This window comes from Acidisoma sp., from assembly GCF_965199065.1.
Lineage (GTDB): Bacteria > Pseudomonadota > Alphaproteobacteria > Acetobacterales > Acetobacteraceae > Acidisoma.
In genome coordinates, this window is sequence record NZ_CBDAQN010000003.1 from 1,174,069 (window position 1) to 1,189,278 (window position 15,210).

Annotated in this window: 14 protein-coding genes; 3 read left to right on the forward strand and 11 right to left on the reverse strand. The window is 66.1% G+C overall.

Going from position 1 to position 15,210, the window contains the following annotated elements; genetic code table 11:
* Positions 1-9 precede the first annotated feature (9 nt).
* The 5 genes from ACOEQ1_RS13585 to sthA all read right to left on the reverse strand — a co-directional run bounded on the left by ACOEQ1_RS13585 (position 10) and on the right by sthA (position 5,417).
* Positions 10-1,071: an aldo/keto reductase gene (locus ACOEQ1_RS13585; protein WP_419759776.1), complete on the reverse strand. Its 1,062-nt coding sequence runs from the start codon at positions 1,069-1,071 to the stop codon at positions 10-12.
* A complete protein-coding gene (larB, locus tag ACOEQ1_RS13590; protein WP_419759777.1) occupies positions 1,058-1,744 on the reverse strand; it encodes a nickel pincer cofactor biosynthesis protein LarB in 687 nt (228 codons plus the stop codon). The genes ACOEQ1_RS13585 and larB overlap by 14 nt, the downstream gene beginning before the upstream one ends.
* Positions 1,741-2,598, reverse strand: coding sequence for a hypothetical protein (locus ACOEQ1_RS13595; protein WP_419759778.1), 858 nt, complete (start codon positions 2,596-2,598; stop codon positions 1,741-1,743). The genes larB and ACOEQ1_RS13595 overlap by 4 nt, the downstream gene beginning before the upstream one ends.
* The gene (locus ACOEQ1_RS13600; RefSeq protein ID WP_419759779.1) at positions 2,588-3,889 is read right to left on the reverse strand and encodes a LarC family nickel insertion protein; all 1,302 of its coding nucleotides are present in this window, start codon (positions 3,887-3,889) and stop codon (positions 2,588-2,590) included. Before ACOEQ1_RS13600 ends, ACOEQ1_RS13595 begins: the two co-directional genes overlap by 11 nt.
* Before the next feature lie 88 nt (positions 3,890-3,977).
* The gene (sthA, locus tag ACOEQ1_RS13605) at positions 3,978-5,417 is read right to left on the reverse strand and encodes a Si-specific NAD(P)(+) transhydrogenase (protein ID WP_419759780.1); all 1,440 of its coding nucleotides are present in this window, start codon (positions 5,415-5,417) and stop codon (positions 3,978-3,980) included.
* A gap of 124 nt (positions 5,418-5,541) precedes the next feature.
* On the opposite strand from sthA, the gene ACOEQ1_RS13610 reads away from it, so the two are divergent.
* Positions 5,542-6,753 carry an acyl-CoA dehydrogenase gene (locus ACOEQ1_RS13610; RefSeq protein ID WP_419759781.1) on the forward strand — a complete coding sequence of 404 codons (1,212 nt, stop codon included), beginning with the start codon at positions 5,542-5,544 and terminating at the stop codon, positions 6,751-6,753.
* A gap of 177 nt (positions 6,754-6,930) precedes the next feature.
* On the opposite strand, the gene ACOEQ1_RS13615 is transcribed toward ACOEQ1_RS13610, so the two are convergent.
* The 3 genes from ACOEQ1_RS13615 to ACOEQ1_RS13625 form a co-directional block, all read right to left on the reverse strand.
* A complete protein-coding gene (locus ACOEQ1_RS13615) occupies positions 6,931-7,362 on the reverse strand; it encodes a CBS domain-containing protein (RefSeq protein WP_419759782.1) in 432 nt (143 codons plus the stop codon).
* A gap of 163 nt (positions 7,363-7,525) precedes the next feature.
* Positions 7,526-8,821: a Dyp-type peroxidase gene (locus ACOEQ1_RS13620; protein ID WP_419759783.1), complete on the reverse strand. Its 1,296-nt coding sequence runs from the start codon at positions 8,819-8,821 to the stop codon at positions 7,526-7,528.
* Positions 8,818-9,939 (reverse strand): hypothetical protein, encoded by a 1,122-nt coding sequence (locus ACOEQ1_RS13625; RefSeq protein ID WP_419759784.1) that lies wholly within the window; start codon positions 9,937-9,939, stop codon positions 8,818-8,820. The genes ACOEQ1_RS13620 and ACOEQ1_RS13625 overlap by 4 nt, the downstream gene beginning before the upstream one ends.
* Before the next feature lie 142 nt (positions 9,940-10,081).
* Here ACOEQ1_RS13625 and ACOEQ1_RS13630 point away from each other — a divergent pair, with 142 nt between their 5' ends.
* Together ACOEQ1_RS13630 and ACOEQ1_RS13635 are read left to right on the forward strand one after the other, a co-directional pair.
* Positions 10,082-11,017: an acetamidase/formamidase family protein gene (locus tag ACOEQ1_RS13630; RefSeq protein WP_419759785.1), complete on the forward strand. Its 936-nt coding sequence runs from the start codon at positions 10,082-10,084 to the stop codon at positions 11,015-11,017.
* 105 nt (positions 11,018-11,122) lie between these two features.
* Positions 11,123-12,424 carry a Gfo/Idh/MocA family protein gene (locus ACOEQ1_RS13635; protein WP_419759786.1) on the forward strand — a complete coding sequence of 434 codons (1,302 nt, stop codon included), beginning with the start codon at positions 11,123-11,125 and terminating at the stop codon, positions 12,422-12,424.
* A 2-nt stretch (positions 12,425-12,426) separates the two neighbouring features.
* On the opposite strand, the gene ACOEQ1_RS13640 is transcribed toward ACOEQ1_RS13635, so the two are convergent.
* From ACOEQ1_RS13640 to ACOEQ1_RS13650, 3 genes are read right to left on the reverse strand one after another with little or no spacing between them, the layout of a single operon-like run.
* Positions 12,427-13,389: a sugar phosphate isomerase/epimerase family protein gene (locus tag ACOEQ1_RS13640; protein ID WP_419759787.1), complete on the reverse strand. Its 963-nt coding sequence runs from the start codon at positions 13,387-13,389 to the stop codon at positions 12,427-12,429.
* A complete protein-coding gene (iolG, locus tag ACOEQ1_RS13645) occupies positions 13,386-14,393 on the reverse strand; it encodes an inositol 2-dehydrogenase (RefSeq protein WP_419759788.1) in 1,008 nt (335 codons plus the stop codon). Before iolG ends, ACOEQ1_RS13640 begins: the two co-directional genes overlap by 4 nt.
* 12 nt (positions 14,394-14,405) lie before the next feature.
* Positions 14,406-15,203 (reverse strand): ATP-binding cassette domain-containing protein, encoded by a 798-nt coding sequence (locus ACOEQ1_RS13650; protein ID WP_419759789.1) that lies wholly within the window; start codon positions 15,201-15,203, stop codon positions 14,406-14,408.
* Between the last annotated feature and the right edge of the window lie 7 nt (positions 15,204-15,210).

The following is a 15,210-nucleotide window of genomic DNA, read 5'->3' on the forward strand; positions in this document are numbered from 1 at the left end:
GCGCTTGGATCAGGTCTGGGTCAGGTAGCCGGGATGCTGCATCGTCGAGTCGAAGTGGTGGCTGACCTTGTACTTCTCGGTGCTGCCGGATTTGCCGATCTCGGCGGTCTTGGCGAGCAGCGCCTGCTGGTCGGCGGCCGACATAGGCTGATAGGTGCGCGCGGCCTCCAGCGCCTGCTGGAGGATCGGCATCTTGTCGCAACCGGTGATGACGACCGCCACCGGCTGGCTCATGCCGTAATGCAGAAGCTCGGCCGGCGGGGCCACATGGGCGTCATAGATGAAGGTGTCGCCGAAGGTCTTCATCGCCAGAACGGCGGTCCTCTGAGCCTGCGCGATGGGGAAAATCATCTGCTGGAAGCTGTCGAAGTGACTGTCCATGACATTGACCGGCATCTGCACCGTGTCGAAGTGGAAATGGTGCTGCGCGGCCATCTGGAACATCTTAAGGTGGATCTTCGGGCTCTTGTGGCCGGTGAAGCCGATGTATTTGAACTTGCCCTGCTGCTGCGCCTTCAGCATCGCCTCCAGTGCGCCGCCGTCCGCGAAGATGCGGTCGGGATCGTCCCAGCGGATGATCTCGTGGAACTGCAGCAGGTCGAGATGATCGGTCTGCAGCCGCCTGAGCGACGTCTCGAGCTGGGCCGTCGCCGACGCCGCCGTGCGGCCGTCGATCTTCGTCATCAGGAAGGCCTTCTGGCGATAGCCGTCCCGCAACGCCTTGCCGAGGCGGATCTCGCTCTCGCCGCCGTTGTAGTCCCAGGCGCAGTCGCAGAAGTTGATGCCGTTGTCGATGCCGGTGCGGACGATGCGGATGGCGTCCTCGGTCGTCGGGCCGTTGGGCTCGGGCTTGGCGAGATGAAATCCGCCCATCCCGACGATGGAGACACGTTGCCCGGTGGCGCCGAGGATGCGGTATTTCATTCCGCCTTCGTCGATGGTGGCGGGCGGCGGCCAGTTGCCCGGCGAGGGTTCCGCGGGCGAGATCACCGTCTGCGCCGCCGCCAGCGCAGGGACCGAGGCGGAGGCGGCGCCGAGGGCAGTCGCCTTCAGCAGGTCACGACGTTCCATGATCTTCTCCCTTGGTGGTCCGGCCGCCGAGCGCACGCATCGCCGCGCAGGCCGCCCCATAGCCGTTGTCGATGTTGACCGTGACGATCCCCGGGGCGCAGCTGGCCAGGATTGCGTTGAGGGCCGTCTGCCCTCCGGCGGCGACGCCGTAGCCGACCGAGGTCGGCACCGCGATGATCAGCCCGCCGATCAGCCCGCCGATCACGCTCGGCAAGGCGGCATCCATGCCTGCGGCCACGATCACCACCGGGAACGTCCGCAACTCGTCGACCCGCCGCAGCAGCCGCCATAGCCCGGCGACGCCGACATCGACGATCTCCTCGCTGCCGAAGCCCTCGAAAAGCAGCGTCCGCGCCGCTTCGCGCGCCACCGGCACGTCCGAGGTGCCGGCGGTGACGATCGCGACGCGCGTCTTCGCGTCGATGGGATGCGGTTGCCCCCAGATGGCGGTGGCGGATAACGAATCGTAGTCGAGCACCTCCCGCTGATGCGGTGGCAGGCCAGCGAACCGCGCTTCGTCGAGCCGGGTGAGCAGCAAGCTGAGGCCGCGCTCCTCGGCATGGGCGACGATGGCCCCGATCTGGGCGGGGGACTTGCCGGCGCAGAAGATCGCCTCGCTGAGCCGGAGACGCTCGTCCCGCCGGGTGTCGAGCAGGAAATCCGGGGGCGTCATGCCCCGGTCCGCAGGAAGGCGCTGCCGGTCCGGTACGGCGCGAAGGCGACCGGGCGCGGCCCGACGCCATGCTTCTCGGCGAGCGCCACGAGCGATCGGGTCAGACTTTCCTGAAGCGGATCGGTGAGCGCTTCGAGGGTAGCCGGATCGAGTTCCGCCACGATCCCCGCCCTGCGGACACGGCAACGGACCGTGTGGGGCGCCAGGGTGTCGCGCAGGAGGATCTCGGCTTCCTCGATCATCCTGAGCACGGGGGCCTCGATGGCGATGCCGGTCTCGACGCGGCTCGACAGGCAGGGAGCGGAGGGAAGTTCCGCGACATCGCCCAGTCCAAGGTCAGCCGCGAGAGCCCGCACCATCGACTTGTCGATGCCGGCCTCCACGAAGGGATGGCGAACGCCGTGAGCCTTCGCGGCCTCCAGGCCGGGACGGTAATCGCCGAGGTCGTCCATGTTGGTGCCCGACAGGATCACGGACCCGGTGCGGCCGGCGATCGCCCCATAGAGGTTCGTCTTGCAGAAGAAGCACCGGTTGACCGGGTTTGCCCGGTAGCGCTCGTCGAGGAACTCGCCTGCGTCGAAGATGTCGAGCGCCCAGCCCCGCGCGCGGGCGAGTTGGCGGACCCGTTCGGTCGCCTCGCCCGGAACGGCCGGCGATGTTGCGTGGTGCATGATCACGCGCATGCCCATCACGTCGGAAGCTGTGGCGGCGAGCGTGAGACTGTCGACGCCACCGCTGACTGCGACCGCGGCACGGTCGAGCTTGGCCAGGATGCAGCGCAGGCGGTCACGCGCCGCCTGGACGAGCGCTTCCTTTCCGGCGGCCAGCCCGCCGTTCATAGCGTCAAGCATCATCTTCCTCCACCATCCTCTGCGCCCGCACGCGGAGAGCCATCCGCGCCGCCTGACTTTCGGCCGAAACCAGATCGTCGGCTTCGGTCTTGCCGCTGCGGCCGCCGGGACGGGCAACGCTCTTCACCCGCAAGGGCTGGCCGTCGACCAGCACGGAATGCATCCGGCGGGTCAGTGCACGTGCTTGCACCAAGTGGGTGCGCAGGCCGATGGTGGTAGTCTCGCGAAAACAGGCCTCGACCGCATCCTCCAGCGCCTCGGGCTGAGCCAGCAGCTGGAGATGGGTGGCCATGCGGCCCTTCTTGCCCCAGGCCGCCATCTGCAACACGTCATGGACGCCGGGCAGCGCGCGCAGACGCTCGAGCGCGATCGCCATGTCCTCGGGCGTCTGGTCGTCGACCTCGAAGGTGATCACCGCCAGTTCGCGGTGGGGAATGGCGACCGACGCCTCTTCCTGCGGCGCGAAGGCCAGCAGCCGCAGGACGTTGCTCGTGCCGGGCAGAGCGCGGGTGCCGAAACCGATGCCGGTCCGCCACAGCACTCCGGGTTCGCGTGGCCGGGCGACCGGCTTCAGGTAACGCAGGATCGCCGCACCGGTCGGCGTGACGCGCTCGCCGCCGATGCCGTCATCCAGGGTGGCGAACCCCTCCATCAGCAGCGTCGTCGCGGGAGCCGGCACGGGCATGACGCCGTGAGCGGTCCGAACCGAACCGCCGCCGAGCGGCAACGGGCCGACGCTCCATGTTGCGGGCGAAAGCGCATCGATGAGCCAGGCCGCCGCGACGATGTCGGCAATGGAGTCCTTTGCGCCGACCTCGTGAAAGGTCACGTCGCCGATGGGCACGCCATGAACGCGCGCCTCAGCCTGCGCGAGGATCGAGAAGATGCCGACGGCATGCTCGCGGACGCCGGGGGTGAGGGACGAGCCCTCTAGATTGGCCCGGATGCCGGCCCAGCTCAGGTGGCCATGCTCGTGCCCATGCCCATGCCCGTGCCCATGCCCATGGTCCGAGTGACCGTGGTCGTGGTGATGCCCATGCCCATGCCCAGGATCGTGAGCGTGACCGTGCGGCTCATGAGGATGGTGGTGGTCCTCGCTCACACGGAAGCGGCTGCCGGTCAGAACATGGTCACGATGGGCCGCAAGCTCGCACTCGGCGTCTGCAGCGGCGCGGGCGGCAGCGAGCGCGCCCGCGCGCAATGTCGGGTAGGCGTCGAGCAGACAGGCCACGAACATGTCGCCCGCGGCGCCGCCCAGCGGGTCGAGGTGGAAGTGTCGGTGGCCGGGCGGCATGCAGATCCTCGCGTTGCGCTGAACCTATGAGGGTTCGCCAGTGAGATTTTCAAATGTCTCTCACGCGAACACGATGCTTTTGCGCCATTTAATCCGCCGCGGTCTCAGCCTGTGCGACTGGAGCCACTGGCGGAGCGGCGCCGCGAGGTAGACGGTTGTAGGCGTCGAGCGCGGCGATCTTGTAGGCCTCCGCCAGGGTCGGGTAGTTGAAGGTGTTCTCGATGAAATATTCGAGCTTGCCTTTCAGGTTCAGCACGGCCTGCCCGATGTGGATGAGTTCGGTCGCGCCCTCGCCCACGATATGGACGCCGAGCAGCCGGTGCGTGCGGATGGAGAAGATCATCTTCATCATCCCCGTCTCCAGCCCCATGATGTGGCCGCGCGAGGTTTCCCGGAAGCGGGCGACGCCGCATTCATACGGAATGCCGCGACGCCGCACCTCCTCCTCGCTCATGCCGACCGTCGAGATTTCCGGCACGGCGTAGATGCCATAGGGGAAGAACTCGGGCGCCGGCGGCATCGGCATGTGGAAGGCGTGGCAGGCGGCAATGCGCCCCTGCTCCATCGAGGTCGAGGCGAGGCTCGGGAAACCGATCGCGTCGCCCGCCGCGTAGATATGCGGCACCTCGGTCTGCAGGGTCTGCGGGTTGACCTTAAGACGGCCGCGATGATCGACGGCCAGACCGCAGGCTTCGAGGTTGAGCGATTCCGTCGCACCGACCCGGCCCGCGCAATAAAGCAGCATCTGGCTGCGGACGCGCCGGCCGCTCTCCAGGACCGTCGTCGGCCAGCCGCCCTCCATCTCGATGGAGGCGACCTTCGAGCCGAGCCGGATCGTCATGCCGCGATCCCGCAGCTGGTGGGTGAAGTCCTCGATGATCTCCTGGTCGATGAAGTCGAGGAAGCTGTCCCGCGGCTCGACCAGCGACACCGCGACATCCAGCGCGCTGAAGATGGTGGCGTATTCGACGCCGATCACACCGGCGCCGATCACCGTCAGGCTGCGCGGCAGCTCCTTGAGATCGACGATCTCGTCGCTGTCGAGCACACGCACGCCGTCGAACGGGATCTCGGGCGGGCGGTAGGGCCGCGTGCCGACGGCGATGAGGATCTTGTCGCCCTCGACCCGTGTGACCTCGCCGGACTCCGAGGTGACCTCCACGAGGTGCGGACCGAGGAACCGCGCCGTGCCGGATATCGTGCGGACCGAGTTGCGGGCGAACTGGTGCTCGAGGATATCGACCTCGTGGTCGAGCGTCTTGTGCAGCCGGGACATGATGTCGCTGGCGCCGATATCCTTCTTCACCCGGTAGGCGCGGCCATAGAAGCCGCGTTCCCGGTAGCCGGTGAGGTTCAGCACGGTTTCGCGCATCGTCTTGGACGGGATGGTGCCCGTATGGACGGAGACGCCGCCGACCCGCCGGCCCTTCTCGATGACGAGAACGGAGTTGCCGAGCTTTGCAGCCTGGACGGCGGCGCGGCGCCCCGAGGGCCCGCTGCCGATGACGAGGAAGTCGTAAGCGGTCACGCTCGCCTGATCCCTTCGCACTTGCAAAAAACAACCTAGCACGGGCCGTGCCAGCGGAAAGGCTTCGATCGTTGCCGCCGAGGGTCGTCATCACTACGATCTGATGACCAAGGAGATCCTGGCCATGGACGACGTGCGCCTGCCCAAGCCCTCAATCGCCAAGCCCTCGTTCGATTGGGCGGACCCATTCCTGCTCGACGACCAGCTCTCCGAGGAGGAGCGCATGGTCCGCGACACGGCACGTGACTTCGCCCAGGCGCGGCTGCAGCCAGGCATCACGGACGCCTATATGACCGAGACCTTCAACCGCGGCTTAATGGAGGAGATGGGCGCGCTCGGGCTGCTCGGCCCGACGATCCCGGTGGAATACGGCGGCGCCGGCCTCGGCTACGTCGCCTATGGCCTCGTGGCGCGCGAAGTGGAACGGGTCGACAGCGGCTACCGCTCCGCCATGAGCGTGCAGTCCTCGCTCGTCATGTATCCCATCCACGCCTATGGCTCGCCGGAGCAGAGGGCGAAATACCTGCCGCGCCTCGCGACCGGCGAACTGATCGGCTGCTTTGGGCTGACGGAACCCGATGCGGGCTCCGATCCCGGCGGCATGCGGACGCGCGCCGAGAAGATCAGCGACGGGTATCGACTTTCGGGCGCCAAAATGTGGATCAGCAACAGCCCGATCGCCGACGTGATGGTGGTGTGGGCCAAATCCGACGCCCAAGACGGCGCCGTGCGCGGCTTCATCCTCGAACGCGGCATGGCCGGGCTCTCCACGCCCAAGATCGGCAACAAGCTCAGCCTGCGCGCCTCCGTGACCGGCGAGATCGTCATGGACGGCGTCATCGTGCCGGAGGAAAACCTGCTGCCCGGCGTCTCCGGCATCAAAGGCCCGTTCGGCTGCCTCAACCGCGCCCGGTACGGCATCTCCTGGGGCGTGATGGGAGCCGCCGAGTTCTGCTTCGCCGCCGCCCGCCAATACGCGCTCGACCGAAAGCAGTTCGGCCGGCCGCTGGCGGCCACGCAGCTGGTGCAGAAGAAACTTGCCGATATGGAAACCGAAATCGCGCTCGGACTTCAGGCGGCGCTGCGTATCGGGCGCATGTTCGAGGACGGGCGCCTCGCACCCGAGGCAATCTCAATTATTAAGCGAAACAACTGCGGCAAGGCCCTGGAGATCGCCCGCGCCAGCCGCGACATGCACGGCGGGAACGGTATATCCGCCGAGTTCCACGTCATGCGCCACGCGGCGAACCTCGAAAGCGTCAACACATACGAGGGCACGCACGACATTCATGCGCTGATACTTGGCCGCGCGATCACGGGCATCGCTGCGTTTTAAACGGAAGCAGGCGGTTCTTTTGGGAAAAAGAACCGAAAACTTTTGCGGCCTCAAACGACTGTTCAGGAATGCGCTGCGCCGGGTCAGAGCGCTTAAGGCGCGGTCCAGCTTGGCCAACGAGCACCGGAAGCGCAGAAAGCCGCGTTGGATGACCGGAGCAGTGGCATTCTCGACAAGTCAGGCGGCGCCGACGACGTAGGAGCGCAAGTTCTCCACCTCATACTGCTGCTCGTCGAGCCGCGCCTTGACCACGTCACCGATGCTGATGATGCCGATCAGCCGCCCGGCTTCCACCACGGGCAGATGCCGGAACCGGCCTGCCGTCATCGCGGCCATCGCCTGCACGACCGTGGTGTGCAGCGTCGTCGTTTTTACGTTGCGGGTCATCGCATCGCCAACCTTGAGTTCAAGCGCGGCGGCACCGTGCGAGGCCAGAACATGGACCACGTCACGCTCGCTGATGATCCCGACGAGGGTGGAACCGTCCATTACGGGAACCGCACCAATGCGACGCTCCGTCAAAAGTGCGCACACATCCGAGAGTGGCAGATCGGCCGCGACCGTCGCGACGACGCTATTCTTTCCCTTGAGGATCTTCTCGACAGTCATCTCTTGAACTCCCTGATAAGGCTGGCGTCCGAGCTTTGGTTCTATGCCGCAGTCCCGCTCGCTAAACGATAAGCTTAACAGGGTCGTTTCACAAAATGCGATCTTCTTTCAATCACGGAGCCGCGATCTTTGCACTGGCGTTATAACGTCAGTGGGTGACGATCTACGCTTCGAACAGACGTTGACCGATGTACTGGCCGCTCAGAACACCCGGCGGGCACGCGAACAGGCCGCTGCCGGTGTGGGTCACGAACTGGTTGAGCGCATCGAGCTTCGACATAGGCTCGAAGACCCGGATGAACCCGGTGCGGGGATCGCTCTGGTAGGCCAGGAACATGAGCCCCGCATCATACATCATACCCTGCCGCCACGGCGGCCAGCGCTCGGCGGTGAAACTCAGACCGTCGTTATAGGAGTAGGCGCGCCGCAACATCTCGGCGCCTCCATTGGCCGCCGCCGCGCCCAGACGCACATGCGCGTTCTGGGGAATCACCGGGTTGCCGTCGCTGTCGACGCGGTCCAGTCCGAGCGGCTCGAACTCGCCGGACTTGCCCAGCGGCGCGCCGGACATCTTGTGACGCCCGATCACCTGCTCCTGAAAATCGACCTCTGTCCGGTCCCAATGCTCGAGGGAAATGCGGATGCGGCGTGCCACCATATAGCTGCCGCCGCGCATCCAGTCCGGGCCTTCGGCTCCGGCCCAGACGACATCGCCGAAACGAGCGGGCATGTCCGGCGTGCCGCTGCCGTTGAGGCCGGGGTTCTGGGTGCCGTCCTTGAACCCCATGAGGTTGCGCGGAGTCTCGCCCGAGGGTGCATCGGCCAGGAACCCGCTCTGGGCCCAGCGTGGCTGAGCGTTGCCGTATGAAAGCCGCACCAACTCGCGGACGGCGTGAAAGGCGACCTGCGGATCATCCGCGCAGGCCTGCACCACGAGGTCGCCGCCGGTCCGCCTGGGGTCGAGCTGGTCGCCGTTGAAGCGCGGCATGTCGACGAGCGCCGCAGGCCGCCGCGCCGCCAGCCCGTAGCGGTCGGCGCCGTTCTGCACAAAAAGGCCGGGCCCGAAGCCGAAGGTCAGGGTCAGGCGCGACGCCGGCAGGTCGAGCGCCGAGCCGCCGTCGGTTGCCGGTACCGAGAGGTCTCGGCCGAGCGGTTCCGCCGTCTGTCCCGCCGTCATGCGTGCCGCGGCTGCTGTCCAGGACTTCAGCAGCGCCACCACATCCGCCCGCCTGGCGGTCACCAGATCGAGCGCCATCACGTAGCAATGCGTCTGCTGCGCGGTCGCGATCCCGGCCTGGTTGGGCCCGTAGAAGGGCTCCACGGCACGGCTGCCGGACGAGCCGGCGGACTGGCCGATGGCGGGAGGGGTCTGCGCCGAGGCGCGCATCGTCGTCGCGGCGAGCAAGCCGCCTGCCGCGGCCAACATGCCGCGCCGGGAGCCGGAGAAGGGACAACTCATCGTGCGATCACCAGCGTGTTGTTCTCGTCCTCGACGTAATAGAAGCCGTCACCCTGAGGCGTCATGGCGATGCCGAAGAGGTCGCCGCTGCCCGGCGGGCTCTGGGCCTTGTCGGGATCGGCCCACTGCACGGCGACTTGCTTGCCAGTCTTCGGATCGACCTCGATCACCTGCCCGTTGAGCCCGTTGGTGACCAGCAGATCGCCGCCGGGCGCAACCGCCATCGCGAGGGGGTGCTGCAGCGACCCATCCGCCGTGACAGTCCGGCCGGTGCCGGCGCTATCGGCGCGCTTGGTTGCGTTGTCGATCGCCACGATACGGTTGCCGATCGCGTCGGACACGTAGAGCGTGCCATTCGCGCCGAGGGCCAGCCCGGTCGGGCCGATCAGGAACGCGCCCTTGTCGGCCTGGGCGCCGAAGCCCTGTGCGACGATGGTCTCGCTCGCGACATGCGGCGGCCTACCGTCCGGAATTGTGAGATCAATGCGGAGGACCGTCGCCTGCTTCACGACCGGCGGCTGGCCATCGGGCGAACCCACCCCGAAACCGGCGTTGCTCACGAAGAGCGTGGCGGTGCCGCCATCGTCCTCGGTCGCCATGTTGCCCCACGGCATGTTGATGTTTTGCCCCGCGATCGTGCCTGCGATGTGGCCCTGGTTGTTGAGCACGACGAGGCAGCCGTTCCCCCGCGTATTCATCGTGCCGTCCGTGCTCGGCGCGCTGCCGACGATGACCCAGCCGCTCTTCAGCATCGTCATGGCCGTGCTCAGCCCGACGCCGCCCGGGCAACCGGCCAGAGTCTTCGGGATCGTCGCGAACACGGACAGGGCCTTGGTCGCGGGATGGTAGTCGACGATCGTCGTGCCGGTGCCCTGCAGGTTGCCCGCGTTGTTGAAGTTGTCGACGAGCACGTCGTTCTTCTGGATGGAGCCGATCGAGACCGGCGCTACGACGATGGCATAGGGGTTCTGGTCGCCGTTGTCGGGCACCATGGAGCCGAGCGTCACATGATGATGAAGCGCCGGCAGAAACCCCTCGGCCGCCTGAACCTCGGCGAGCGGCAGCATGACCATCCCGCCCACAGCAAGGCCGAGCAGATGACGGAAGCGACAAACCATGAACGAAGTTCCTAGAGCCAGATGTTGCGAACGCCTCGCATTTGCAGGAGATAAGACGCCTGGGTGGCAGCGTCAAGGCAGTTGCGCTGACAGCCCGCGCGGGCTTCGATGAGACGCAGACACAACAGCGAAAGAGGCCCGTATGGCGCAGCACCACGAAATCCCCTTCACGCCGGACACTATGGTCCGCGGCATTCTGGATGCGACCCTGCCGCCGGTGCTGACCGTCGCCTCGGGCGATACGGTGACGCTCTCCTCGCTGCCCGCAGGCGGCCTCGGCTCCCTGCCGCCCGACGCCGCGCGCGTGCCCAAGATCTGGCGGGAGGGTCTCGCCGCCCACCCGCGCGAGGGCGGGCACTTCATGTGCGGCCCGGTCTTCGTGACCGGCGCGAAGGTCGGCGACACGCTGCAGGTCGACATCCTTGAGGCGAAGCCGTGGATGGATTTCGGCTTCGTCAGCATCCTGCCGCTGCTCGGCACCCTGCCCGAGGAGTTCACCGACTACGAGACGATCCACCCGCCGATCGATGCGGCGCGCGGCGTGACGATGCTGCCCTGGGGCCTGGAACTGCCCCTCGACCCGTTCTTCGGCATCATGGCGGTGGCGCCCCCTGCCGCCTGGGGGCCGTGCAGTTCCATTCAGCCGCGCGCCTTCGGCGGCAACATGGACAACAAGGAACTGAAGCCGGGGACGACGCTCTACCTGCCGGTGTTCAACGAAGGCGCGCTGTTCATGGCCGGCGACGGACACGGCGTGCAGGGCGACGGCGAGGTCTGCATCACGGCGCTGGAGACCGGCCTCACCGGCACTTTCCGCCTGACCGTCCGCCACGACCTGCATCTGCTCCGGCCATTCGCGGAGAGCCCGACCCACCTCATCTCGATCGGCATCGACGAGGATCTCGATGACGCCGCCAAGCAGGCGGTGCGGGAGATGGTCGATCACGTCTGCAGCCGCACGAACCTCTCCCGCAACCAAGCCTATATGCTGTGCTCGCTGGCAGGGGATCTGCGCGTGACGCAGACGGTGGACGGCAACAAGGGCGTTCACATGATGCTGGCGAAGGACAAGATCTGACCGGCTCTCGCGGACTCCTCATCTGCGAGTTGCATTGAACCGACTGGAGCGCCTCCCAACTTCCTGCGCGGCGAGACCCCTCGCCGTTCAGGAAAGGATGGTCGGATGGCCGATGTATCGCGGCGCAACACACTTCTCGGCTCGGCCGTTGCAGGCATCGCCGCACTGACCGGCGGCAACGCGCACGCCGATACTCTTCCGCCGGATGAACCCGCGGCGCTGTTCGGGACCGTCTCCGGCGATCGCGTGTCTCTGCCCCCGCTGCACGATACCGCGACCGATCTCGACCCGCCGACAATGAATTCCGATCCGCTGAACAAGCGGCTGGGCGTCGCGGTGGTCGGCCTCGGGCATCTCGCGCTCAACCAGATTCTGCCGGGTTTCGGCCGCGCAAAATCGGTGAAGGTGACGGCGCTGGTGAGCGGCGAGAGCGACAAGGCCCGCGCTGTCGGCGCGCAGTACGGCATCCCCGACACCCACCTCTACGACTACGCGAACTTCGACAAGCTGAAAGATAATCCGGACGTCGACATCATCTACATCGTGCTGCCGAACTCCATGCACATGGAATACACGGTGCGCGCCGCGGCGGCGGGCAAGCATGTGCTTTGCGAAAAGCCGATGGCGACCAGCGTCGCCGATGCACAGCGGATGATCGACGCCTGCAATCAGGCCAAGCGCAAACTCATGATCGCCTATCGCATGCAGTATGAGCCGCATCAGCGGATGCTCATCAAGCTGGCGCGCACCCAGGCGAATGGCGGCATCCGTCTGATCGATGCGGTCAACGGGCAGAACGATCTTGGCAACGGTCAGTGGCGGCAGAAGAAGGCCTGGTCGGGCGGCGGCAGCCTGGTGGATGTGGGCGTCTATTGCCTCAACGCCACCCGCTACATCACCGGCGAAGAGCCGATCGAGATCACGGCGCGCACGACGCAGCCGAAGGGCGATCCGCGCTTTAAAGAGGTCGAGGACATCGCGATGTTCACCCTGCGCTTCCCGTCAGGCACCGTGGCAAACTGCGCGTCAGGCTACTCCTTCCACCAGAGCAACCACATCCGAGTGCAGAACGAGGCCGCCTGGTTCCACATGAGCCCCGCCTTCGCCTACACCGGCCTGCAGATGCAGATCGGGCGCAAGATGGGTCAGGCGAACAGTACGAACTCCGTTGACATGGCGCCGGTCGATCAGTTCGCGCGCGAGATGGACGCCTTTGCCTGGTCGATCCGCAACAACGTGACGCCTCTGACCCCGGGCGAGGAAGGCATTCAGGATCTGCGGATCATCGACGCCATCTATCAGTCGGCAGCGAGCGGACAGGCTGTAACGATGCCCGCGCAACCGGCGGGCAGGCTGGACGTGACCCGCGGGCCGATCCCGCAGATCGACGGTATGGCCGGGGCCTGAGCCTAGAAGTCCTGCAGCACGTAGTCGCTCGCCTCGACCGGAGCCACCGCTCGCAGCAGTTCCACCGAGCGGCGCGCCCCCTCGATGCGAGAAAGCATGATGTCCTCATGCTCGATCGAGAGCCAACCGTCGTAGCCGACCATACGCAGCCGGTAGCAGAACGCCCGCCACCAGGCCTCGTCATGCCCATAGCCGAGTGTGATGTAGCTCCAGGCCCGGCCAGCAATATCGGTGAGCGAGCCGTTCTCCAACAGACTGGTCAACGCCTGTTGCGGCTTGTTCAGGAAGGTGTCCTTCGCGTGGCAATGCAGGATGGCGTTGCCCAACGCATCGACCGCGGCGATGGGGTCCGCGCCCATCCAGAGCAGGTGGCTGGGATCGAGATTGGCGCCGACAACGGGGCCGATCTCAGCCCGGAGGCGCAGCAGAGCGGGCACGTTGTAGACGAGCTGATTGCCGTGGATCTCGACACAGAGCTTGGTCACGCCGTTCTCCCGCGCGAAACCCGCGAGTTCGTGCCAATAGGGCAGCAGCTTCTCCTCCCACTGCCATTCAAGGATGCGTTGGGTCTCAGGCGGCCATGAAGACACAACCCAATTCGGCGTCCGATCCTCGGGACCGCCTGCGGGCAGGCCCGACATGAGCACGACCTTGTCGATGCCAAGCTCGCCCGCGAGCACGATCGTCTCGTGCAGGTCTGCCGATTGGCGCTCGCCCTCGGTCGGGTGCAGCTGGTTGCCGTTGGCGTTGAGCGCGATGAGTTCGAGCCCGCGCGTCTCGAAGGCTCTTCGGTAGGCGCGACGGGCGCCCTCATCGGAGCGGAGCTTCGGCAGATCGAGATGCGGCGCCGTCGTCCAGTTGCAGGCGTTGACCTCGATACCCTGGATGCCGAGGCCGGCGGCCGTATCCAGCATCTCCTCGAAGCCGAGATGGCCGAGCGAGTCTGACACGATGCCGATCTTCATGGCGCGACGCTCACGCGCTGTCCGGTCTCGATCGAGCGATAGGCGGCCTCCGCCAGCAGCAGGGCGCGGCGTCCATCCTCGCCAGTTGGGTTGGGCGCTTCCTCGCCCTGCAGAACACGCACGAAATGGTCCCACTCGTTGCGGTAGGATTGCGCATAGCGCTCGAGGAAGAAGAACAGCGGCTTCTCGCGCCGCACGCCGTCCTCTCGCTCCTGCACGAGATTGTTGATCGGTATATTCTCGGTGCGGAGTGTTCCGAGCGCCCCGTGCGCCTCGACCCGCTGGTCATAGCCATAGCTCGCGCGACGACTGTTGGTGATGACCGCGATCCGGCCGCTCGCGCATTGCAGCGTCACAGATGCCGTATCGATGTCGCCGATGGAGGCGATGTCTGGATCAGTGAGCGCCGAGGCGGTCGCCGTCACCGTTACCGGCTCCTCGCCGAGAATGAAGCGTGCCATGTCGAAGTCGTGGATCGTCATATCGCGAAACATGCCGCCCGAGACCGAAAGATATTCAAGCGGGAGCGCACCGGGGTCCTTCGAGATAACAGTCACCAGTTCCAGCGCGCCGATGTCACCCGCCACGATCCGCCGCTTCATCTCGGCGATGGCAGGGTCGAAGCGCCGGTTGAAGGCGACGAACAGAGGCGACTTGCAATCGAGCACAGCCGCGAGACATGCGTTGACCCGCTCGATGGACAGATCGATCGGCTTTTCACAGAACACGGCCTTGCCGGCCTTCAGCCCCTTCTCGACGAGGTCCGCGTGGGTGCTGGTGGCGGACCCGATGACGATCGCCGCGATCGCGGGATCGGCCAGCGCCGTCGCCTCATCGACATGCGCCGCGCTGTAGCTCTCGGCGAGCGCCCGCGCCGGACCGGGCACCGGGTCGACCACATAGACGAGCCGTGTGGCTGGATGAGCGGCAATGCTGCGCGCATGGACGTGGCCGATGCGGCCCGCGCCGAACAGCGCGATCCCGTATTGCGGTTGCTCTGGCATCCGATTGTTCCTTCAGGAAACGCGTACTTCGTTCCGGTTCAGCTCATGCTGCAAAGCATTCAGCCCGGCGCCTCCCGCCATGTGGAACATGAGATCTTCAAGGCTGAGATTGGCCCGGGCCGTATCGGTTTCGACTTCCCCACGCGACAGCACCATGAAGTGGTCGCCGACCATGTAAGCGTGGTGCGGGTTGTGGGTGATGAAGATGACGCCGACGCCCTGGTCGCGTGCCGCCGTCGCAATGAAGCGCAGCACGATGCCGGATTGGGTGACGCCCAGCGCCGCCGTCGGCTCATCGAGGATGAGCACGCGGGCTCCGAAATGCACGGCGCGCGCGATCGCCACCACCTGCCGCTGACCACCCGAGAGCGTACCGATCGGCTGCTCCAGGTCGGGGATGTTGATCCCCATGCGTGAGAGTTCGTCGGCGGCCGTCGCCTGCATCTTCTTCACGTCGAGGCGCCTGAACGGTGGGATGCCGGTCATCAACTCGGAGCCGAGATAGAAGTTGCGCCAGACCGAGAGCAACGGGACCAGCGCGAGCGTCTGGTAGACGGCCGAGATGCCGAGATCGAGCGCCTGACGGGGCGAATTGAAGTGCATCGCCTTTCCGTCCACCGCGTAGGTGCCGGTGTCATGGGTGATGAGCCCGGCGATGATGCTGATGAGCGTCGACTTGCCGGCGCCGTTGTCGCCCAGGATGCAGGTGACCTCGCCCTGACGGACGGTCAGGCTGACATCACGGAGAGCGCTGATGTTGCCATAGCTTTTGCCGACATTGGTGAGCTGGATGATGGGATTCGCGGACATGTCCATA

Bases quoted from the DNA above. Each gene is read 5' to 3' on its own strand.
- ACOEQ1_RS13585 (WP_419759776.1), bottom strand. From the start codon at position 1,071: ATGGAACGTCGTGACCTGCTGAAGGCGACTGCCCTCGGCGCCGCCTCC.
- larB (WP_419759777.1), bottom strand. From the start codon at position 1,744: ATGACGCCCCCGGATTTCCTGCTCGACACCCGGCGGGACGAGCGTCTC.
- ACOEQ1_RS13595 (WP_419759778.1), bottom strand. From the start codon at position 2,598: ATGATGCTTGACGCTATGAACGGCGGGCTGGCCGCCGGAAAGGAAGCG.
- ACOEQ1_RS13600 (WP_419759779.1), bottom strand. From the start codon at position 3,889: ATGCCGCCCGGCCACCGACACTTCCACCTCGACCCGCTGGGCGGCGCC.
- ACOEQ1_RS13610 (WP_419759781.1), top strand. From the start codon at position 5,542: ATGGACGACGTGCGCCTGCCCAAGCCCTCAATCGCCAAGCCCTCGTTC.
- ACOEQ1_RS13615 (WP_419759782.1), bottom strand. From the start codon at position 7,362: ATGACTGTCGAGAAGATCCTCAAGGGAAAGAATAGCGTCGTCGCGACG.
- ACOEQ1_RS13620 (WP_419759783.1), bottom strand. From the start codon at position 8,821: ATGAGTTGTCCCTTCTCCGGCTCCCGGCGCGGCATGTTGGCCGCGGCA.
- ACOEQ1_RS13625 (WP_419759784.1), bottom strand. From the start codon at position 9,939: ATGGTTTGTCGCTTCCGTCATCTGCTCGGCCTTGCTGTGGGCGGGATG.
- ACOEQ1_RS13630 (WP_419759785.1), top strand. From the start codon at position 10,082: ATGGCGCAGCACCACGAAATCCCCTTCACGCCGGACACTATGGTCCGC.
- ACOEQ1_RS13635 (WP_419759786.1), top strand. From the start codon at position 11,123: ATGGCCGATGTATCGCGGCGCAACACACTTCTCGGCTCGGCCGTTGCA.
- ACOEQ1_RS13640 (WP_419759787.1), bottom strand. From the start codon at position 13,389: ATGAAGATCGGCATCGTGTCAGACTCGCTCGGCCATCTCGGCTTCGAG.
- iolG (WP_419759788.1), bottom strand. From the start codon at position 14,393: ATGCCAGAGCAACCGCAATACGGGATCGCGCTGTTCGGCGCGGGCCGC.
- ACOEQ1_RS13650 (WP_419759789.1), bottom strand. From the start codon at position 15,203: ATGTCCGCGAATCCCATCATCCAGCTCACCAATGTCGGCAAAAGCTAT.